The 19,488-nt window shown below is 64.5% G+C and carries 18 protein-coding genes; 10 read left to right on the forward strand and 8 right to left on the reverse strand.

Features of this window, described 5'->3' with window-relative positions; translation table 11 throughout:
• The first annotated feature begins 55 nt into the window (after positions 1 to 55).
• The 3 genes from WDJ60_RS04425 to WDJ60_RS04435 all read left to right on the forward strand — a co-directional run bounded on the left by WDJ60_RS04425 (position 56) and on the right by WDJ60_RS04435 (position 2,470).
• Positions 56 to 262, forward strand: coding sequence for a DUF8149 family protein (locus WDJ60_RS04425; protein ID WP_340098788.1), 207 nt, complete (start codon positions 56 to 58; stop codon positions 260 to 262).
• A gap of 57 nt (positions 263 to 319) precedes the next feature.
• Entirely contained in the window at positions 320 to 1,165 is an 846-nt protein-coding gene (locus tag WDJ60_RS04430; protein ID WP_340098789.1) for a ribose-phosphate diphosphokinase, read from the forward strand.
• A gap of 120 nt (positions 1,166 to 1,285) precedes the next feature.
• Complete coding sequence (locus WDJ60_RS04435; RefSeq protein ID WP_340098790.1) at positions 1,286 to 2,470, forward strand: MFS transporter; 1,185 nt, start codon at positions 1,286 to 1,288, stop codon at positions 2,468 to 2,470.
• A 299-nt stretch (positions 2,471 to 2,769) separates the two neighbouring features.
• On the opposite strand, the gene WDJ60_RS04440 is transcribed toward WDJ60_RS04435, so the two are convergent.
• The 8 genes from WDJ60_RS04440 to WDJ60_RS04475 all read right to left on the reverse strand — a co-directional run bounded on the left by WDJ60_RS04440 (position 2,770) and on the right by WDJ60_RS04475 (position 10,417).
• Positions 2,770 to 3,297 carry a 3-isopropylmalate dehydratase small subunit gene (locus WDJ60_RS04440; protein ID WP_340098791.1) on the reverse strand — a complete coding sequence of 176 codons (528 nt, stop codon included), beginning with the start codon at positions 3,295 to 3,297 and terminating at the stop codon, positions 2,770 to 2,772.
• Positions 3,294 to 4,607 carry a 3-isopropylmalate dehydratase large subunit gene (locus WDJ60_RS04445; protein WP_340098792.1) on the reverse strand — a complete coding sequence of 438 codons (1,314 nt, stop codon included), beginning with the start codon at positions 4,605 to 4,607 and terminating at the stop codon, positions 3,294 to 3,296. Before WDJ60_RS04445 ends, WDJ60_RS04440 begins: the two co-directional genes overlap by 4 nt.
• Entirely contained in the window at positions 4,604 to 5,548 is a 945-nt protein-coding gene (locus tag WDJ60_RS04450) for a hydroxymethylglutaryl-CoA lyase (RefSeq protein ID WP_340098793.1), read from the reverse strand. The genes WDJ60_RS04445 and WDJ60_RS04450 overlap by 4 nt, the downstream gene beginning before the upstream one ends.
• Positions 5,545 to 6,792, reverse strand: a complete 1,248-nt coding sequence (locus tag WDJ60_RS04455) for a CaiB/BaiF CoA transferase family protein (RefSeq protein ID WP_340098794.1) — start codon at positions 6,790 to 6,792, stop codon at positions 5,545 to 5,547. Before WDJ60_RS04455 ends, WDJ60_RS04450 begins: the two co-directional genes overlap by 4 nt.
• Before the next feature lie 111 nt (positions 6,793 to 6,903).
• On the reverse strand, positions 6,904 to 8,295 hold the full coding sequence (locus WDJ60_RS04460; RefSeq protein ID WP_340098795.1) for a dihydroorotase: 1,392 nt from the start codon (positions 8,293 to 8,295) through the stop codon (positions 6,904 to 6,906).
• A 19-nt stretch (positions 8,296 to 8,314) separates the two neighbouring features.
• Positions 8,315 to 8,980, reverse strand: coding sequence for an isochorismatase family protein (locus WDJ60_RS04465; RefSeq protein ID WP_340098796.1), 666 nt, complete (start codon positions 8,978 to 8,980; stop codon positions 8,315 to 8,317).
• A 49-nt stretch (positions 8,981 to 9,029) separates the two neighbouring features.
• Positions 9,030 to 10,043 carry an LLM class flavin-dependent oxidoreductase gene (locus WDJ60_RS04470; protein ID WP_340098797.1) on the reverse strand — a complete coding sequence of 338 codons (1,014 nt, stop codon included), beginning with the start codon at positions 10,041 to 10,043 and terminating at the stop codon, positions 9,030 to 9,032.
• Positions 10,040 to 10,417, reverse strand: a complete 378-nt coding sequence (locus tag WDJ60_RS04475) for a nuclear transport factor 2 family protein (protein ID WP_340098798.1) — start codon at positions 10,415 to 10,417, stop codon at positions 10,040 to 10,042. The genes WDJ60_RS04470 and WDJ60_RS04475 overlap by 4 nt, the downstream gene beginning before the upstream one ends.
• Before the next feature lie 431 nt (positions 10,418 to 10,848).
• Here WDJ60_RS04475 and WDJ60_RS04480 point away from each other — a divergent pair, with 431 nt between their 5' ends.
• From WDJ60_RS04480 to WDJ60_RS04510, 7 genes are all read left to right on the forward strand, one after another.
• Complete coding sequence (locus tag WDJ60_RS04480) at positions 10,849 to 12,297, forward strand: FAD-dependent oxidoreductase (protein ID WP_340098799.1); 1,449 nt, start codon at positions 10,849 to 10,851, stop codon at positions 12,295 to 12,297.
• 3 nt (positions 12,298 to 12,300) lie between these two features.
• On the forward strand, positions 12,301 to 13,053 hold the full coding sequence (locus WDJ60_RS04485; protein ID WP_340098800.1) for an SDR family NAD(P)-dependent oxidoreductase: 753 nt from the start codon (positions 12,301 to 12,303) through the stop codon (positions 13,051 to 13,053).
• Positions 13,054 to 13,135: 82 nt separating this feature from the next.
• On the forward strand, positions 13,136 to 14,779 hold the full coding sequence (locus tag WDJ60_RS04490) for an ATP-binding cassette domain-containing protein (RefSeq protein ID WP_340098801.1): 1,644 nt from the start codon (positions 13,136 to 13,138) through the stop codon (positions 14,777 to 14,779).
• 72 nt (positions 14,780 to 14,851) lie between these two features.
• Positions 14,852 to 16,093: a substrate-binding domain-containing protein gene (locus tag WDJ60_RS04495; RefSeq protein ID WP_340098802.1), complete on the forward strand. Its 1,242-nt coding sequence runs from the start codon at positions 14,852 to 14,854 to the stop codon at positions 16,091 to 16,093.
• An 11-nt stretch (positions 16,094 to 16,104) separates the two neighbouring features.
• Positions 16,105 to 17,082: a branched-chain amino acid ABC transporter permease gene (locus WDJ60_RS04500; protein WP_417750430.1), complete on the forward strand. Its 978-nt coding sequence runs from the start codon at positions 16,105 to 16,107 to the stop codon at positions 17,080 to 17,082.
• The gene (locus WDJ60_RS04505) at positions 17,075 to 18,154 is read left to right on the forward strand and encodes a branched-chain amino acid ABC transporter permease (RefSeq protein ID WP_340098804.1); all 1,080 of its coding nucleotides are present in this window, start codon (positions 17,075 to 17,077) and stop codon (positions 18,152 to 18,154) included. Before WDJ60_RS04500 ends, WDJ60_RS04505 begins: the two co-directional genes overlap by 8 nt.
• Positions 18,144 to 19,466, forward strand: a complete 1,323-nt coding sequence (locus WDJ60_RS04510; RefSeq protein ID WP_340098805.1) for an MmgE/PrpD family protein — start codon at positions 18,144 to 18,146, stop codon at positions 19,464 to 19,466. Before WDJ60_RS04505 ends, WDJ60_RS04510 begins: the two co-directional genes overlap by 11 nt.
• The last annotated feature ends 22 nt before the right edge of the window (positions 19,467 to 19,488 follow it).

Here is a 19,488-nt window from a genome sequence, read left to right on the forward strand (position 1 = left end):
ATTGGGAGCGAGGAGAACCGGACCGGTTTTGCCCCCCTCGTGTCTACTGGCAGGTATGACTGCCGACACCGACGACCCCGAGGTCCCAATCGTCTGCGAGGAGTGCGGGACCGAGACCACGATTCCGCTCTCCGAAGTCGGGGAGATGCTGGCAACGCACAACGAGAACCAACACGACGGCGAGGAACACGCGCAGGTCGACCCGGCACTCGCCGAGCAGGTCCAGAACCTCGTCGCCGAGGACATGGGGCTGCTGGAGTAGGCAGCCCGGTGGGTGGGTATCGAAAAGTGGTTTAGGGCGCATGGCGACACCTCCAACATGATTGTCTCCGGGTCCAAAACGCAGGCGCTCGCGGCCGAACTCGCCGCGGTGACCGACCAATCGCTCGCGCCTGTCGAGTTCGAGCGGTTCCCCGATGGCGAGGGGATGGCACGCGTCGGCGAGGTCGACGACCACGCTATCGTCGTCGCCTCGACGGTCTCAGACGAGGCCCACGTCGAGTGTCTCCAGTTGCAGGACGCCGCCCGCGAAGCCGGTGCCGGCGAGATAACGACCGTTCTCCCGTATATGGGCTACGCCCGTCAGGACCGCGCATTCGAGGTTGGCGAACCAGTTTCCGCTCGCGCGGTCGCGCGCGCCATCTCGACTGGTACCGACCGCGTGCTGACTGTCAATCCACATGAAGACGCTGTCTGTGAGTACTTCACTGTTTCCGCCGAGTCTGTCGACGCCGCTGGCTGCCTCGCAGACCCGCTTCCCACCGACCTGACGGAGCCACTCTTTCTCTCCCCCGACGAGGGCGCAATCGACCTCGCAGCCACCGTCGCCAACGCCTACGGCCGCGGTGACACTGACTACTTCGAAAAGAAGCGTCTCTCCGGGACGGAGGTGGAAATCACGCCCAGTGACGCCGCCGTCGGCGACCGCGATGTCGTCCTCGTCGACGATATCATCGCCACCGGGTCGACGATGAGCGAATCCGTCGCCGTGTTGAACGAGCGCGCCGCGCGCGCCGTCTACGTCACCTGCGTCCACCCGCTGTTAGCGAGCAACGCCGTTCTGAAACTCTCGCGTGCCGGTGTCGAGGCGATTTACGGGACTGACACAATCGAGCGGTCAGTCAGTGAAGTGAGCGTCGCGCCCGCCATCGCCGACGCACTATGAGTCGAGATCGCCGTTGATATGTCGCTGACGCGCTGTCGGTCGAACAGTTTGTCCTCGATGTCGTAGATTTGCCGACCCCGTTTCCGCAGGCTCAAATGCGTCCCAGCGCTACCCCCTGACGTGCAGGCTGAACGGCTCCGTGGCGCACTGCCGGCCGCCAGCTACCGCAACCGGATGTTGCTGGTTCTCTCGCTGGGGTGGGCGACGCTGCAGGCCGGACGCTTTCTCCTCCCGCCGCTGCTCCCGCCCATCACTGCCGAATTTGCACTCTCCTCTGGCGGGGCCGGCCTCGCGCTGACGGCCTTCGGGCTCGTCTACGCCGTCACGCAGTATCCCAGTGGGACCTACTCCGATAGCCTCTCTCGGGCGTCGCTCATCCTGCCCGGGTTTCTCGTCCTCCTGGTTGGATTTGCCCTCGTGGGAATCGGACCGACGACGGTCGCGTTCGTCATCGGTCTCCTCTTGCTTGGCATCGGGAAGGGGCTGTTTGCCAGCCCCGCGCGCGTCCTGCTCGGGGACCTCTTCGCTGGCAGTCGCGGTCGAGCGCTGGGCATCTTCTCGGCGGGGACCGACCTCGGTGGCCTCATCGCAGCGGGACTCGCTGCTGTCGTCCTCGCGACGACAGTTTGGCGGGTCGCGTTCGTTCCCATTGTCGTCCTGGTCGTGCTCGTCACGGTGCTGTTCGTCGGCTGGAACCGCGAGCGATACACCGTCGAGCGCGTCCCGCTCGAACCCGGTGAGACGGTGCGGCGCATCGTCGCGACCCGCATCCAGCGCGAGCGATTGCTCGCGTACGCTCTCTTCTATTTCGCGGTCGGCGGTCTCACAAATTTCTATCCGCTGTTGCTGGTCGAGAACAGCGGCTTTTCCGCGACGCTTGCCAGTGGCGCATTCGCGCTCATCTTCGCGGTCGGCATCCTGGTCAAACCAACCGCGGGAGAGGTAAGCGACCGCTTCCCGCGCCTGCTCGTCAGCATCATCGGTCTACTCGTCGCCGCCGCCGGGCTGGCGCTTATCATCCTCGCGTCTTCGCTCCCACTCGTCGCTCTCGGTACCGTCCTCACGTCCGTGGGATACAAGACGCAGTTCCCGATCGCCGATGCAGTGGTGATGGAGGCTGCACCAGCCGACAGCGTCGGTGGTGACCTCGGTGCTGCCCGCGGCGTCTTTCTGGGTGCGAACGCGGTCGGTCCCGGGTTCGTCGGCATCGTCGCCGATGTCGCCACGTACGCGCTCGCGTTCTGGGCGCTCGTGGGCGCGTTTCTCGCCGGGGCGGTCATCCTCGCTCGCCAGTACCGCCGGTAGGTAGCTGAGACCGGATTTTCTCGAAGTACCGTGGCATCTCTCCATCGACCACCGTGTTTTTCGACCGTCCGACCGCCCAAAATAATCAGAAAAACTTGTATATATTATTACTGTCAGAAAATATAGTCTGGTTAGTTACAATGGAGGATAAAACTGTATAGCGACAATAATTAGATAAAACTGAGAAAAAATACTCAGAATATAAATATCAAAATATAAAACTACAAATAAAGCCCCACTCGAATATCCTCCAATAGTAGGAAAAGCTAGTATAATACGTTCTATTCTGATTTTCTATACTATTCAGTGCCGAGTTTCGCTTTCGTGTAGGGTTTGAGACCGCCCTTGTCGACGAGCGTCTGGAGGAACTCCGGAAGTGGGTCGGCGTCGTAACGCTCGTCGGCCGTGTGGTTAATGACCGCCCCCTCGTCGAGACGGAGGCTGATGTCGTCGCCGTCGTCTATCTGGTCGGCCGCCGGACAGATGAGCACCGGGAGGCCGAGATTGATTCCGTTCCGGTAGAAGATACGGGCAAACGACTGTGCGACGACGCCGTCGACGCCCGCACCGAGCAACGAGAGCGGGGCGTGCTCACGGGAGGAGCCACTGCCGAAGTTGTGGCCGCCGACGACGAAATCGCCGGACTCGACGTGCTCCGAAAACTCCGGTCGGAGGTCGTTGAACGCGTGCTCGCCCAGTTCCGCCGGGTCGCTGGAGACGAGGAATCGCGAGGGGATAATCTGGTCCGTGTCGATGTCGCTGCCGAACACCCACGCTCGGCCGGGTTCGGTCGTGTCGATATCGCGTTCTGTGTCGGCTTCGGTCATGCCTCTGCCTCCTCGAGAATGTAATCGTCGTAGCGATTCAACTCCACGCTGCGGGGGTCGGTGATCTCGCCGTACAGCGCCGAGACGCCGACCGTCGCCGGACTGGCGAGGTACACTTCACTCTCCATCGACCCCTCGCGGCCGGGGAAGTTCCGGTTTGCCGTCGCCAGACAGACGTCGCCGTCGCCCAGCACGCCCTGGTGGGTCCCGAAGCAGGGGCCACAGCCCGCGCTCTGGACGATTGCGCCCGCGTCGACGAACGTCTTCAGGACGCCGGTGTCCATCATCTTCTCGTAGACCGACCGCGAGGCCGGGACGACGACCATCCGTGTGTCGGGTGCGAGCTGCTCGCCCTCGATGATATCCGCGACGATGCGGATGTCCTCGTACCGGCCGTTGGTACAGGTCCCGACGAACAGCTGGTCAATCGGCGTCCCGACGACTTCGTCGACATCGACGGCGTTCTCGGGGTTCGACGGCGTCGATACCTGCGGTGCGATGTCTTCGGCCTGGTAGGTGTGGATTTCTTCGTACTCAGCGTCCTCGTCAGGTTGGGTGTAGTCGGGAATCTCGGGACGTTCGCCGGTCTGTGCGTCGAGGAAGTCCACGGTGCGCTCGTCGGGTGCGACGATGCCGGCCTTGCCGCCCATCTCGATTGCCATGTTCGAGAGGACGAGCCGCTCATGGATGGGGAGCGATTCGATTGCCGAGCCGCCGTACTCTGCCGTTTTGTACGTACAGCCGTCGAAGCCCACGTCGCCGATGAATTTCAGGATGAGGTCCTTCGCGTAGACGCCGTCGGGCAGGTCGCCCTCGACTTCGAAGCGCAGCGTCTCGGGCACGCGGAACCAGAGGTCGCCGGTCGCGAGCGTTGTTCCGAGGTCCGTCGAGCCGACGCCGGTGCCGAAGCCGCCGACGCCGCCGAACGTCGTCGAGTGTGAGTCTGCGCCGATAACCAGATCACCCGGCGCGACGAAGCCCTCCTCGACGAGCACCTGGTGACAGATGCCGTCGCCGACCTCGTACTGCTGTGCGCCGTACTCCTCGGCGAACTCGCGGACGATGTTGTGGTTGTTCGCGGCCTCGACGCCGTCCGCGGGCGCGTGGTGGTCGATCGTGATCACGGTGTTGTCGGGGTCGACCAGTTCAGCGTCCTCGCCGGTCACGTCCTCGAACACCTCGAAGGTGAGCGGGCCGGTCACGTCGTGGGTCATCATCACGTCGATGCTGGCCTCCACGTAGTCGCCAGCCCGAACGTCTTCGCCCGATTTCTCCGAAAGCAGTTTCTCCGATATCGTCTTTCCTGTCATGATTTGTCCTCCGCAACCGTTTCGAGCACGCGCTCGACGGTCCCGCCCATCAGGACGTGACTCGTCGCACCGAGGTCGAGTCGGTCAGACACGTCGTGAGCGACCTCCTCGACGCGCTCGAAATCTGCGTTCGTTCCGACGCCCATCCCGGTCAGCATCTGGACGATGTCCTCAGTCGGCGTGTTGCCGACGCCGGCCAGCCCTTCGGGCAGGACGACTCCGCCGCCCAGTCCGCAGTGAGAGGTGTCGAAGCGGTCGACGCCACACTGCATTGCCGTCAGCGTGTTCGCCAGGCTCATCCCGTTCGTGTCGTGGAGGTGCAGCCCCACGTCGAGGTCGGGATAGCGCTCGAACACTTCCGTGTACATCTCGTCGATTTCGACCGGGTTGGCCAGTCCCATCGTCGTCGCCAGCGTCACCTCGTCGACGCCCGCGTCGACGACGCGGTCGACGACCGAGAGCGTCTCTTCCATCGAAATCCGTCCCTCGTAGGGACAGTAGAAACTCGTCCCGATGCCGGCCTCGACCTCGATGTCGGTGCCGTCGGCCATCTCGACGATCTCCTCGACGCCGGCCAGAATCTCCTCGACGGTCCTGTTCTGGTTGTGCTCGCTGTAGGTCTCGCTGACCGTCACGAGCGCGTTGACCTTGTCGACCTCGGCGTCGATTGCTCGCTCCATCCCGACAGGGTTGGGCACCAGCGCCCGGCAGGTCACGTCGTCGTGACGCTCGATGCGCTGGGCGACCTCGTCGGCGTCCCGCAGCGTCGGGACGGCCTTCGGGTGGGTAAAGGAGGTGATCTCAATTTCGTCGACGCCCGTCGTCGAGAGTGCGTCGATAATCTCAACTTTCTCCTCGGTCGGGACGAACTCGTCGAGTCGCTGGAAGCCGTCACGGGGAAGCATCTCGACGACGGTCACGTCGTCTGGTAGGTCCATCATATGACCCCCTCCGACCGGAGATCCACAAGCGTCTCCTCGTCGTAGGAGAGGTGTTCACCGTAGACCTCCTCGTTGTGTGCGCCCAGTTGCGGACCGAGGTGGGTAATCTCACCGGGCGTCTCCGAGAACCGCGGGAACGTGTTCTGGACCAGTCCCTCGCCCAGCTGGTCGTCCTCGATTTCGACGAGCGCGTCGCGGGCCTGGTAGTGTTCGTCCTCCATGATGTCCGCGACGTTGTAGATGGGCGCGATGGTCGCCTCGTACTCCTCGAAGCGGTCGATGACCTCCTCGCGGGTGTGGTCGTCCATCCAGTCCTGGATGATAGCGTCGAGCTCCTCGACGTTTTCCAGGCGCTTCTCGTTGTCCTCGAATCGCGGGTCGTCCTTCAGCTCCGGGCGCTCGATGGCGTCGAAGACGCGCATCGCGATGGGCTGGGCACTCGCCGAGATGGCGACCGCACGACCGTCACTCGTCTGGTAGACGTTCCGCGGTGCCGAGGAGGTCGAGCGGTTACCCGACCGCTTCTCGATTTCGTCGAGTTGCTGGTAGCGAAGCGGCTGGGGACCGATGAGCGAGAAAATCGGCTCGATGAGGCTGGTGTCGATGTACTGGCCGCTGCCGCCGTTGGCGTCGCGGTTGTACAGCGCGAACATGATGGCGAACGTCGAGAACATCGCCGCGATGCCGTCGGCCAGTCCCGTCGGCGGGAGCAGCGGCTCCTTGTCGGGATAGCCGTTCAGGTAGGCAAAGCCGCTCATTGCTTCCGCGAGCGTTCCGAAGCCGGGGCGCTCGCTGTACGGCCCGGTCTGACCGAAGCCAGTCAGACGGAGCATCACGAGGTCGGGATTGAGCTCCGAGAGGTGGTCGTACCCGAGATTCCACCGCTCTAAGGTCCCTGGTCGGAAGTTCTCGATGAGCGCGTCGGCCTCGCTGACGAGGTCCTCGAAGACGACCTGTCCCTCCTCGGTCGAGATGTCCAGCGTCACCGACTTTTTGTTGCGGCCGAGGTACTTCCACCAGAGACCGGTCCCCTCTTTCTGGGGGCCGAACTGGCGGAGGTGGTCGCCGGTCTTCGGGTGTTCGACCTTGATGACCTCCGCGCCGAAGTCCGCGAGGAAGCGGCCGACCGTCCCCGCGGAAATCATCGACCCGGCTTCGACGACCGTCAGGCCGTCGAGCGGTCCTCGTTGCTTGTCCTCGGTGTCGCCCGTGGCGTCTGCAGCCTCGTCCGTGGCGTCGCTCATACGTCGCCTCCGCGTGTTTCGGCACCGCCGCTGGCGGTGTGGCCTGTTCTCCTCGTCTCCATTGCGTGTCTGTATCCTGTCATGGTCAGCTCTGTGCGCAGTTCGCGGCCGTCAGATGGGGCGGTCGATGTGGGTGCCGTGGCCCCGTTCGCCGACGACTTCGCCGTCCTCGTAGGCGACCTGTCCGCGAACAACCGTGTGTGTCGGCCATCCGGTCACCTCGCGACCCTCGTAGGGTGAGTAGTCCGCGCCGCTCTGTAGCAGTTCCGGCGTCACCGTCTTCGTCTCCTCTAGGTCGACGACTGTCAGGTCCGCGTCCGTTCCTACCTGAATCGAACCCTTCTTCGGATATATGTCGAACGCTTTCGCCGTCTCCGTCGACGTGACTTCGACGGCCCGCTCCAGCGAGATGCGGTCCTCGTGGACACCCTCCGAGAGGATGAGCGGGAGCAGCGTTGCCGTCGACGGGAACCCCGGCAGGCTGTCGGGCACGTCCTCGCCGACCTTGTCCTCGCGCAGGTTGGCACAGTGGTCCGTGCCGATACAGGAGATGGTGCCGTCGGCGACGCGCTTCCAGAGCGTTTCCTGGTCTTCCTTCGAGCGCACCGGTGGGTTGACGTTGTGCCGTTCGTCGCACTCCTCGCTCGTCAGACAGAGATAGTGGGTGCAGGTCTCGCCGGCAATCTCCCAGCCGGCGTCGTGGAGCATGGCGAGTTCGTCGGCGGTCCGGCCGGCGGAGATGTGGACCGCGTAGAAGTCGTCGTCGTAGTCGTGCTGGCGGGCCAGCGACCCGCTGGCGGTCATACTCTGTGTCTCGGCGTAGTCGGGGAACTGCTCGACGAGCACGTCGTAGTCGCGGTACTCCTGGTCCTCGTCGACGCCCGAATCGAGATACGGGTTGTCGCCGAGCGCGCTCGTAATCTCCATGTTCTCGGAGTGATGCCCCAGCGTCGTCGGGGCGTTCTGTTTCGCGAGCGCCTGAATGAACGCGTCGGCCCAGTCGTCGTGCATCTCGCTGTCGACGCCGAACTTCTCCGGCGCGACGTCCTTGTAGTTCTTGTACCACTTGAACGACGTAATCCCGAGTTCCTCGACGATGTACGGAATCTCCTCGATGTGCTCGTACGAGAGCAGTCCCAGCGAGAAGAAGTAATCGTGGTAGTAGTTGGGTTCGGCTTCCGCGAAGTAGCCGTCCATAATCTCCTCGTAGGAGCCACCCCGGCGGAAGTAGTTGCCGATGGTCGTCACCCCGCCGACCAGGTCGGAGCGCGATTCGGTCTCGGCGTCGGCCTCCAGCCCGCGGTAGATGCCGTGGTGGGTGTGCGGGTCGATAGCGCCCGGCAGGACGTACTTGCCCTCGGCGTCGATAACCCGGTCGCCCTCCAGACTCTTCGAGCGGGCGATGGCCGAAATTTCGTCGCCGTCGGCTGCGACATCCGCTTCGAATGTTCCCAGTTCAGGTGTGACGACGGTGCCGTTCGCGATGACGAGGTCGTGTGTCATTGGTGGTTCTCCAGTTGTCTCATTCGCTAATCCCCTCGACCCACTCCTCGACTTCCTCGCGTTCGAGGACTTCGGCGTACTTCATCCAGAGGTCCATCAGGGCAATCTTGTGGCTGGCCTCGATGCGGTCGAACAGACACTCCTGGGGGAGGACGACGTTGAAGCCGTTCTGCTGAGCGTCGATGGCCGTCGCGCGGACGCAGCCACTCGTCGAGTTGCCGACGATGATGACCGAGTCGTGGCCGCCGCGAACCAGCCGCGAGAGGATGTCCGTCCCGTAGAAGGCCGACGCGTACGATTTGTCGATGACCGTCTCGCCGTCTTCGGGCGCGACAGCGTCGACGATAGTGAGGTCCTCGTGGTCGGGGTCGTCGTAACTCGACGGGACGACCCGCGTGTACGTGACCGGCAGTCCCTGCTCGCGGGCGAAGTCGAGGAACGGCTGGATGTGGTCGATTGCGTCCCACGCAATCTCGCCCATCGCGGTCCGGTAGTCCTCGACGGCGTCCAAGATGGGTTCGTCCTCGCCGACGACGAGCCGCTGCATGTCGATGACCAGAACCATGGGGTTGGTCCCCATCCCTCTGGACTCCCAGGACGATGCACCCTCCTTGTCGTATCCGGCTGCGGAGATAACCTGCTTGTCACGCTCGGTAAGCAGGTCCTCCCAGATGCGCTCTGTCATGTGAACATCCGCCAGTATGCCGAGCAGTCGTATAATTCTGTGGGTGACCTCACTTCGTCGGCGCGAACGTCTGCAGCGTCCGGTCGACCCACTCTTTGTCGGTTCCCGCCGGTGCCCGAACGATCGGCAGGTCCACGCCCATCGCCCGCAACTCGGCCAGTTGCGACCGCGCTTCCGCTGGCGTGCCGACCACTGCGAGTCGGTCGAGCAGGTCGTCGCTGATGCGCTCGGCCCCAGCCTCCGTCGTCGGCGCTGCCCGGACGACCTCGACGTCGTCAGAAAAGCCCGCTTCTTCGGCGGCACGGGCGTAGTACCCCGGAATGTCCCGCAGATAGTAGGCGATGTGTTCGGCTGCGGCCCGCTTGGCGCGCTCGCGGTCCTCGTGGACTGCCGTCAACACGTACATCGCCACGTCAACGCTCGCGGGATCTCGGTCGGCCCGCCGTGCCCCCTCGGCGAGCCACTCCTGTGCCTCCGCGAACTGCGATTCCGGGTAGAGGTTCGGAAGCCAGCCGTCGGCGTACTCGCCGGTTAGCCGGACGTTGCCCGGGCCGAGCGCGCCGTTGTAGATGGGAATCGCCGCTCGTTCCGGTTCGAAGGCCTCCCAGAAACTCGTTCGTGCGGGCGAGAAGAACTCACCGTCGAATCCCTCGGCCTCGCCGCGGAGATATCGGCGGACGAGTTCGATGTACTCGGCCATCCGCGCGAGCGGTCGCTCGAACGCAGCACCATGAAAGTCCTCGACGACGCCGGGGTGAGCGACGCCAAGTCCGAGGATTGCTCGCCCGTTCGAGTGTGCATCCAGCGTCGCGGCCGCCTGCGCGAGCGCGGCGGGCGTCCGCGAGAACACGTTGACGATGCCGGTCGCCAGCCCGATGTCGTCGGTGTGGGTCGCCCACCGCTCTAGCTTGCCGAAGGCGGATTTCCCCTGTCCTTCGGCGGCCCAGACACTCTCGTAGCCCAGTTCTTCGGCGCGAACCACCAGGCCGGGGTCGTCCCGGAGGGAAAACAGGATACCGACCCGTTCGTCGTCGCTCGCTGTCCCGTCGACACGCTCGCTCACGACTCGACCACTCCCTCGACTGCGAGGTCGTTGTACACGTCCAGTCGCTGAATCAGTCCGTCACGAACCTCGTAGACGTCGACGTACCGCACGTCTTCGAACTCCGCGCCGTCGTTGTCGACGCCGTAGAGGGTCCCGAGGCTGACGACGTGTGGGCCGGCGGTTATCCAGCGGTCGAACTCCTTGCCCGCCCACTCGTAGCGGGGGGCCAGAAAGGCCAGAAACTCGTCGGGAGCGTCCGGTCCCTCGAACCGCTCGCCCGGGAGCGTGATGACTGCGTCGTCGGCGAACAGTTCGCCGACGGTGTCGCGCTCCTCGTCTTCGCTCATCCGGTCGAAAAACTCCTCGACAGTCTCACGTGGCGCTCGTGACATACCAGTTGTTCTGGTGGCGACGAACATAAATTGGGTTGTCGGTCGTGGGGTGGTGTTTGCGTTGGCAAGAAAGCGGATGACGGCAGCCAGAAAGCCCCAATCCGCTACGGTCGCGCGCCTCGCTGTGCGCTTCGCTCACTTCGTTCGCTCCAGTGCTTGCGTCGTCGTGCATCCCGTAGCGGATTGCCCCTTTCAGTCCCGCCCCGTCGCTAGATTTACCAGTCTATGCGGGTGTGACTGAAAGGGGCGACTGGCTCCGCGAACCCCGGCGACGCAAGCACCGCAGGCTAACGGCCGAGGAGCGCAGCGAGTCGTGGGAGTGGAGCCAGTTGGGGCTTTCTTGCTGTTCTGACTCGCGCTGCTACTAACGATGACCACTGCTGCTGGGGGTGACCGGTACATTTAGGCAGAGCCACTCCATTGTCCGTGGTATGGCATCCCCCGAACCGGAGCCCCAGCAGCGCACGCTGGACGACGCGAGTGCCGAAGTCGTCTCTGCCGACGAGGTCGAGTTCGACGTGGAGACCGACGTCCTGGTTGCCGGCGGCGGCGGGTGTGGCCTCACGGCGACGCTCGCTGCCTGCGAGAACGACGACCTGACTGTCACCCTCCTGGAGAAAAGCGACGAAGTCGGCGGTAACGCCGCCCTCTCGACTGGGATGATTCCCGCCGCCGGGACCCGACTCCAGAAAGAGGTCGGTATCGAGGAGACACCCGCGGACATGGCCCGCGACATCCTGGAGAAGAACGGCTACGAGGCCGACGAGGAGATGGTCCAGCACCTCTGTGAGAACAGCGTCGACCTGGTCCACTGGCTGGTCGACGACTGGGACCTCTCGCTGCATCTCGTGGATGATTTTAAATATCCGAAACACTCCGAGTACCGGATGCACGCCCCGCCGGGCCGCAACGGTGAGAATCTGGTTGTGGAGATGAAAGAGCGCATCGAGGCCGAGGAGAACACGGAACTGCTGACGAACACGCCAGTCACGAAACTGGTCGCGAAAGACGGTGCCGTCGAGGGCGTCATCGCTGGCGCGGTCCGTGAGGAAGCCATCCGCGCGGAGAAGGTCATCCTGGCGACCGACGGCTTCGCCGGCAACAAGCAGATGGTCCGCACGTTCTGCGACGAGGACATCGCCGACGCGCTGTACTACGGCTCGGACGGCAACACCGGCGACGGCATCCGCTGGGGAGCTGAACTCGGCGGCGAACTCGCCTCAATGGACGCGTATCAGGGCCACGCCACCGTGGTTCGCGGCACCGGCGCGCTCTCGACGTACGCCGTCGTGATGAACGGCGGCATCCTCGTCAACGTCGACGGCGAGCGCTTCGGCAACGAGTCGAAGGGGTACTCGCAGTTCGCACTCGACGTAGTCCGCCAGCCCGACGGCGTCGCCTACGAGATCTTCGACGAGCGCATCTTCGAGAAACTCCAGGGCGAGTTCGACGACTTCGACCGCGCCGTCGATCTCGGCTCGTACGTCAGCGCCGACTCCGTCGAAGCCCTCGCCGACGAACTCGGCTGTGCCCCTGAGGCGACCCGCGAGGCCGTCGAGGCCTACAACGCCGCCGTCGAGGCCGACGAACCCGACGAGGTCGGCCGGCTGGACGGCCGGAACACCCTCTCCCCGCCGTTCTACGGGACGCAGGTCACCGGCTCGCTCTTTCACACACAGGGCGGCCTCGTCGTCGACGAACACGGCCGCGTGCTCCGCGAGGACGACTCGACTGTGGGCAACCTCTACGCCGGCGGCGGCTGCGCGACCGGCATCAGCGGCCACGGTGCGGACGGCTACCTCTCGGGCAACGGCCTCACTACCGCGATGGGATTCGGTCGACTCGCTGGGATTCACGCCCGCCAGTCGCTCGGGGAGTGACCGATGTCACTCGCTGACTCGTTCGAAGGGAAAACTGTCCTGCTGACCGGCACGGCTCGCGGCATCGGACGGGCGTGTGCGACGTACTTCGCCGAGCGCGGCGCGACCGTCGTCGGCGGCGACATGCGCGACCAGTCCGGCACTGCCGCGGCCTGTGACGAACTGGCTGGGATGTTCGACCCCCTGACCGCCGACGTGACCGACAGCGCGGCGGTCGCGGCGCTGGTCGAACGCGCGGCCGACACCGGGCGCATCGACGTGCTCGGCAACGTCGCTGGTATCGTCGAGCGTGGGTCGATATCTGCTCACGACGACGTGAGCTGGGACCGCTCGGTCGCGATAAATCTCACTGCGCCGTTCGAAATTGCTCGCGCCGCCGTCCCGCATCTCCGTGAGACCGCCGGCGCAATCGTCAACATGTCCTCTATCTACGGTCAGATCGGCGCCAGCGAACGCGCCGGCTACGCCTCGACGAAAGCCGGACTCGAGGGATTGACGCGCGCACTCGCCGCGGAGCTGGGACCAGACGGCATCCGTGCCAACGCCGTCGCGCCGGGCTTCATCGAGACGCCGATGACCGAGCCGTACGCCGATGACGACGCGGCCCGTGAGCGCTTTCGAGACCTGGCTGCGCTCGACCGACTCGGCGACCCAGACGAGGTCGCAAGCGTCGTCGGCTTTCTCGCCAGCGACGCCGCGTCGTTCGTGACCGGCGAGACGATTCTCGTCGACGGCGGCCGGGCGACCGTCGAGTAACGCGGGGTGCTCGTTCACCGGTGCCGTGGGTGGCACTCTCGAACGGGAAAACGTTTATTCTCCTGTACGGAGACGTACAACTGTGACTCGCCCACTCCTAGAGACCGAGGAGCTGACGAAGACGTTCGGCTCGCTCGTCGCCAACGACGGGATCTCCCTGACTGTCGACGAGGGAACCATCCATGGGATTATGGGGCCGAACGGGTCGGGGAAGTCGACGTTCTTCAACACCGTCACGGGCTTTTACCAGCCCGACGGCGGCACCGTCCGGTTCGACGGTGAGGACGTGACCGGCTGGACCCCCGACCGTATCGCCCGCCGCGGCCTCGGCCGCACGTTCCAGATTCCATCGCCCTTCGAGGACCTCACCGTCCACGAGAACCTGCTCGCCGTCTTCACCGACGGACTGGGGTCTGGCCTCCGGATTCCCGCCGAGAAGCGCGAGCGGGCCGACGACCTGCTCGACCTGCTCGAGATCGACCACATCGCGGACAGCGAGGCCGGCGGCATCTCCGGCGGCCAGGAGAAACTGCTCGAACTGGGCCGAATCTTGATGCTCGAACCGGCGTGTGTCCTGCTGGACGAACCGACGGCCGGCGTCAACCCATCGCTGCGAAATCGCTTGCTCGAACACCTCGAGACGCTCAACGACCGCGGGACGACATTCGTCATCATCGAGCACGACATGCGCGTCATCGCGGACATCTGTGACCGTGTGACGGTCTTCGACCAGGGTGACGTCATCGTCGAGGGTGATTTCGAATCGGTGACCAGCGACGACCGGGTTCGGGAGGCGTATCTCGGAGCCAGTGCCGAACACGACGCATCACTGGAGACGCTCATCGCGAGGGATGACGACGAGCAGTCCCCAGCGGGCGGAGAGTCCGGTGCCGGACAGCAGCCGACTGCCGCTGTCGACGGGCAAGCGACATCGGCCGGTGGCTCCGGCGGCGCGGTCGCGGCCGCGAGCAGCGTCGCGAACGTCGCCACCGGGACTGCGGCCGACGCCGAGGACGAGCCGTGGATTGTCGGCGAAAACCTCGTCAGCGGCTACGGAAACCACACCATCGTCGACGGTGTCTCCGTCGAGAGTCGCGACGGCGTGACCTGTATCTTCGGTCCCAACGGCTCGGGGAAATCGACGCTGCTGAAGACGCTCGCCGGCGTCGTCCCCGCCTGGGAGGGACAGGTTCGCCACCGCGGGACGGACGTGACCCGGAACTCCCCGGCAGACAACGTCGAACGCGGCATTACGATGCTCCCGCAGGACGGGGGTATCTTCGGGAACCTCACCGTTCGGGAGAACCTCCTGCTGGGCGGGTACACTGTCGACGAGAAGTCCGTTCGTGAGGAGCGACTCGACGACGTCCTCGCGGCGTTTCCCGAACTCGAAGACAAGTTGAACGCACGCGGGCGCTCGCTGTCGGGCGGCCAGCAGATGATGCTCAGCTACGGTCGCGCGATGATGACCGGCGCAGAGGTGTACCTGCTGGACGAGCCATCCAGCGGACTCGCCCCGTCGCTCATCGACCAGGTGTTCGAGATGACGCGACGGCTCGTCGACAGTGGTGCACAGGTGATGCTCATCGAACAGAACGTCCGGGAAGCGCTCCGGGTCGCCGACTACGTCTACATTCTCGCACAGGGCCAGCTCCAGTTCGAAGGGTCCCCGGACGACCTCACCGACGAGGACGATCTGGTCGAACTGTATCTCGGTCTCGACTGACGTATCCCCGCTGGCAAATATCACGACGTTTCTCAACAAACTATATGTGTACCGGTCACACAATAGCTCTGTATGGGACGCAATCCCGCTAGTGGTGTCAGTAGACGGTCGTTTATCAAATACAGTGGTGCAGTTGGCGTCGCCGGCGCACTCGCCGGCTGTGGGCTTCAGGACGGAACGTCGACCGACGGTGGCTCGACCGACGAGGTCGTCATCGGGTCGAACCACCCGCTCAGCGGTGACCTCAGTAACACCGGCGAGCGGATGGACCAGGCGGTCAAGCTGGCCGCGATGATGAAAAACGAGGACGGCGGCATCGAATCACTCGACGGTGCTGAGGTCAGCGTCGTCAGCGGTGACAACGAGGGCGCACAGGAACTGGGTGGCGAGGTCGCACAGGAACTCATCGACGATGGCGCAGATGTCCTGACTGGGTGTTACTCCTCGCCAGTGACCAGTGCAGCGACGCGGACCGCCGAAAGCGAGCGCGTTCCGTTCGTGATCTCGGTGTCGGTCGCAAACTCCATCCTGCAGGATACCGACCTCAACTACGCGTACCGACCGCAGCCGTCAGCCCGACAGATGGGCGTCGACAGTGCGAACCTCCTGCCGCAGGTGGTTCGGGACGGCGGACAGGAGATCGAGACCGCCGGGCTCTTTTATATCGACATCAGCTTCGGGCAGTCCATCCGCGACACGCTCCGGGAAGAACTCCCGAACAACGGCGTCGAAGTCGTCGCCGAGGAGTCGATCGGCTTCGGCGAGACCGCAGACACGCAGGTTACCAGCTTCCGGAACGAGGACCCCGACGCCATCATCGCGACGACGTACCGCCCCGGGACCATCGAACTGCTGAGCGCGATGGACAACCAGGGCTACCGACCGCCGATTCTGGCCGGCTGTTCGAACGCGGCGATGAACGACGTCAGCGCACTCGAAGAGATGGGCCAGACGGCCGAGGGTGGATTTGCGACGAACTTCGCGCTCGACCCGACTTCTTCGCGTGCCGGCGACGTTCGCTCGCGCTTCGAGGAAGAGTACGACTCCGGCTTCGACGCCAACGTGGCGATGACCTACGCATCCACGGAAGTCATCCTCGCGGCAATCGAGGAGGCAGGGTCGGCAGACCCCGAAGACATCAACGACGCGCTCGGCGAAATCACCGTCGAGGATCACGTCGCTGCGATGCCGCCGATTACCTTCCAAGACAACGGCGAAAACGAAAACGCACTCGCCCCGCTCTTCCAGGTTCAGGACCTCGAAGACCGCGTCGTCGCTCCCGAGGAATTCGCAGAGACTGAGCCGCAATTCTAACTATCGCTCATATGCTTTCCTGTCTCCTGTCTGGCGGTTGTACTCAGGGAGTGGCCGCTGTCGCCGCGACAGGCCTGTTCGACGCTGGCGGACCGTTTTCGGTCGTCGGCGTCTCGGTTCCGGACGCTCCGATTCTCGCACAGTTGATCGTGTTCGCAGTCCTGCTCGGCGGCATCTACGGGCTCGTTGCACTCGGCTTGACGATGATTTTCGGCGTGATGGACGTCATCAACTTCGCACACGGTGCGTTGATGGTCGTCGCGATGTACGCGCTGTTGTACATCTCGGAGGCGACCGGCGTCTCGCCGTTTCTCGTCATCCCGTTTGCCGTCCTGTTGCTGTTCCTGCTCGGGGCAGGCATCTACCGGGTGACTATCGCACCGATTATCGAGGCCCCACAGGAAAACCAGCTCATCGTCACCTTCGGGGTGTTGTTGATTCTGGTGAGTACGATCGAGATAATCTTCGGGTCGGATCCGCGGAGTCTCGACCTCGACCTCGGTTCGTTCGACGTCGCCGGCGTGTTTATCCCGGAGGGACAGCTCTACGCGCTCATCATCGCACTCGTCGCGCTCGTGGGGACGTACCTCTTCCTTCAGCGGACGATGCTCGGGCGCGCAATCCGGGGCACTGCCGACAACCGCGACGGCGCGCAGTACGTCGGCATCAACGTCCCCCGAATCGACGCGCTCACGTTCGGTATCGGTGCTGCACTGGCCGGACTGGCCGGGGCCGTCGTGCCCCTGTTCCAGTCGTTTACCCCGTTCCTCGGGGACCGATATCTGATCAACGCCTTCGTCGTGGTCGTGCTCGGTGGACTCGGCTCGTTCCCCGGTGCGTTCCTCGGCGGGCTCGTCGTCGGGTTTCTCCAGGTGTTCGGGTCGTTCTACCTGGACGGCTCGCTCTACCAGGTCGTCATCTTCCTGGTCTTTATTCTGGTGTTACTCGTGAAACCGGAAGGACTGCTCGGGGGGTCGGCCGATGAGTAACCTCTTCACCCGCGCTATCGACCGGTACGACCAGTTCCGGCGACAGTGGTACGCGCTGCCGGTGTTGCTGGCGGTGACCTTCGTCATTCTCGCGGCCCTGCCGGTCCTCCGGCGGGTCGCCGTCCTCGGCTACGCGCCGCTGGGCTGGCTCAGCCTCAACATGCTCATCATCACGCTCATCTGGGCGACGACCGCCCAGGCGTGGAACATCATGTCCGGCTACACCGGGCAGTTCTCCTTCGGGCACGCGGCCTTCTTCGGTCTCGGGGCGTACACGACCATCATCCTGACCAGCGACTTCGGCATCTCGCCGTGGGTCGGGATGCTCATCGGTAGCGTCTTGGCAGCCGTTTACGGGCTGCTCATCGGTGCGCTCACGTTCCGGTACGAGTTGAAAGGCCACTACTTCGCGCTGGCGACGCTGGCTTTCGCCGAACTGCTTCGGTACACGTTCAACAACGTCGCGACACTCGGCGGTGCGAGCGGGTACTTCAGACCACTCGCCCGGGAGTACGCCGATGGGCCAGGGCTGGCGGCGTTCCAGTTCGTGACCGACCTGCCCTACTACTACGTCATCCTCGGGTTCCTGGTCATCGTGACTGCCGTCTCGCTGGTCATCAACCGGTCACAGCTCGGCTACTACCTGTTCGCGATTCGCGAGCGCGAACAGGCCGCCTCGGCTATCGGCGTGCCGACCTACCGGTACAAGCTGCTTGGCATCTCCGTGAGTGCCTTCTTCACGGCGTGGCCCGGCGCGTTCTGGGCGATGTACTTCAACACGATCCGGCCGGACACGGTCTTCGAGTTGCTCGTCAACGTCGAGGTACTCCTGCCGGCCATCGTCGGCGGTGTCGGGACCGTCCTCGGTCCCATCGTCGGTGCGTTCATCGTCACGCCGGTCAGCGAGTTCGTCCGTCAGTCATTCGACATCTCCGGACTGAACAACGCTGTCTACGGTATCGTCCTCATCGCAATCGTGCTGTACAGCCCGAAGGGTGTCGTCTCCTGGCCGTCGCGGCTCGGCGATCTACTCCGAAAACACACCGGCCTGCTCGACTCCGATGACAGCTGAACACGACCTCGCGATTTTCGCTGCCGAACTCACTTACGAGGACATCCCCGACGCCGTTCGGGATCGGACCGGATTGACTGTCGCCGACACCCTCGGCGCCATCGTTGGCGGGTCGACCGATGACGCGACTCGCTCGCTCGCCAGGCGCTGGACCGAGACGATGTCTGGCACTGCGACGGTGCTCGGCACCGACGGCACCGAGACGGCACCGCCGCTGGCGGCCTTCTGTAACGGCGCTGCCGGGACCGTCCTCGAACTCGACGAGGGCCATCGCTTTGCCGCCGGCCACCCGTCCGTTCACGTGTTACCGGCACTGCTGGCCGATGCGGAAGTCGGGTACGGGAACAGCGAGGCGTTCGTCCGCTCGTTCGTCGCGGGCTACGAGGTGGCTGTCCGGACCGCACGCGCACTCGGAACGCTCGAATCGGGCTATCACCCCCACGGCGTCTGGGGCGCGGTGGGCGGTGCGGCCGCAGTCGCCCGCTCGCGCGACCTCGACCCGGAGACGACGCGGACGGCCATGGCCATCGCCGCGAACTACGCCCAACACACCCGCTTCGAGGCGGCGACGGAGGGTGCGACCGTCCGGAACGCCTACGCCGGGATGAGCAACCTCTCCGCGCTCGTCGCGGTCGACCAGGCCGAAGCCGGCTTCACCGGGCTCGACGACGGCATCGTTCGCCACCTCGGCCTCGCAGCAGCAGACGAGGTGGATACAGCGGCGTTGTCGGCGGACCTTGGCGAGCGGTGGGAGCTGGCACACGGCTACTTCAAGATTCACGCGGCGTGTCGGTACACCCACCCAGTGCTGGACGCGCTCACCGCGCTCGACGGGGACATCGACCCGGCGGACGTGGAGTCGGTGCTCGTCGAGACCTATCCCGCCGCCGCACGGCTGACCGAGACGCGGCCGCGAAACCAGTTGCAGGCGAAGTTCTCGATCCCGTTTGCCATCGCGACAGCCCTGTTGACGGGCGAGACGAGCCCTAGCTCGTTCGAGGCCGACGCGATTACGCCCGAGGCCAAGGCACTGGCCGAGCGAGTCACGGTCACCGTCGACGACGACATCGCGGCCCGCGCGCCCGACCAGCGCGGTGCGCGCGTCACCGTCGAGGCGGGCAACGGCACACTCAGCAGGGAGATTGTAGCACCGAAAGGGGGCGACCACGACCCCATCTCGGAGGCCAGGCTCGAAGAGAAGTTCCACACTCTCGTCGGGCCGGTCATCGGCCCCGACCGCGCAGGAACGCTCTGGGAGAGCGCACGAGCGCTCGAACCCCCGCGCGTGCTCTGCACGCTGGCCCAGCGATAGCCCCCTACGCTTTTGCCGACTG

Source organism: Salinibaculum salinum, from assembly GCF_037645885.1.
In the GTDB taxonomy this organism is placed as follows: Archaea; Halobacteriota; Halobacteria; order Halobacteriales; family Haloarculaceae; genus Salinibaculum; species Salinibaculum salinum.

Bases quoted from the DNA above. Each gene is read 5' to 3' on its own strand.
- WDJ60_RS04425 (WP_340098788.1), top strand. From the start codon at position 56: ATGACTGCCGACACCGACGACCCCGAGGTCCCAATCGTCTGCGAGGAG.
- WDJ60_RS04430 (WP_340098789.1), top strand. From the start codon at position 320: ATGATTGTCTCCGGGTCCAAAACGCAGGCGCTCGCGGCCGAACTCGCC.
- WDJ60_RS04440 (WP_340098791.1), bottom strand. From the start codon at position 3,297: ATGACCGAAGCCGACACAGAACGCGATATCGACACGACCGAACCCGGC.
- WDJ60_RS04445 (WP_340098792.1), bottom strand. From the start codon at position 4,607: ATGACAGGAAAGACGATATCGGAGAAACTGCTTTCGGAGAAATCGGGC.
- WDJ60_RS04450 (WP_340098793.1), bottom strand. From the start codon at position 5,548: ATGATGGACCTACCAGACGACGTGACCGTCGTCGAGATGCTTCCCCGT.
- WDJ60_RS04455 (WP_340098794.1), bottom strand. From the start codon at position 6,792: ATGAGCGACGCCACGGACGAGGCTGCAGACGCCACGGGCGACACCGAG.
- WDJ60_RS04460 (WP_340098795.1), bottom strand. From the start codon at position 8,295: ATGACACACGACCTCGTCATCGCGAACGGCACCGTCGTCACACCTGAA.
- WDJ60_RS04465 (WP_340098796.1), bottom strand. From the start codon at position 8,980: ATGACAGAGCGCATCTGGGAGGACCTGCTTACCGAGCGTGACAAGCAG.
- WDJ60_RS04475 (WP_340098798.1), bottom strand. From the start codon at position 10,417: ATGTCACGAGCGCCACGTGAGACTGTCGAGGAGTTTTTCGACCGGATG.
- WDJ60_RS04480 (WP_340098799.1), top strand. From the start codon at position 10,849: ATGGCATCCCCCGAACCGGAGCCCCAGCAGCGCACGCTGGACGACGCG.
- WDJ60_RS04485 (WP_340098800.1), top strand. From the start codon at position 12,301: ATGTCACTCGCTGACTCGTTCGAAGGGAAAACTGTCCTGCTGACCGGC.
- WDJ60_RS04495 (WP_340098802.1), top strand. From the start codon at position 14,852: ATGGGACGCAATCCCGCTAGTGGTGTCAGTAGACGGTCGTTTATCAAA.
- WDJ60_RS04500 (WP_417750430.1), top strand. From the start codon at position 16,105: ATGCTTTCCTGTCTCCTGTCTGGCGGTTGTACTCAGGGAGTGGCCGCT.
- WDJ60_RS04505 (WP_340098804.1), top strand. From the start codon at position 17,075: ATGAGTAACCTCTTCACCCGCGCTATCGACCGGTACGACCAGTTCCGG.
- WDJ60_RS04510 (WP_340098805.1), top strand. From the start codon at position 18,144: ATGACAGCTGAACACGACCTCGCGATTTTCGCTGCCGAACTCACTTAC.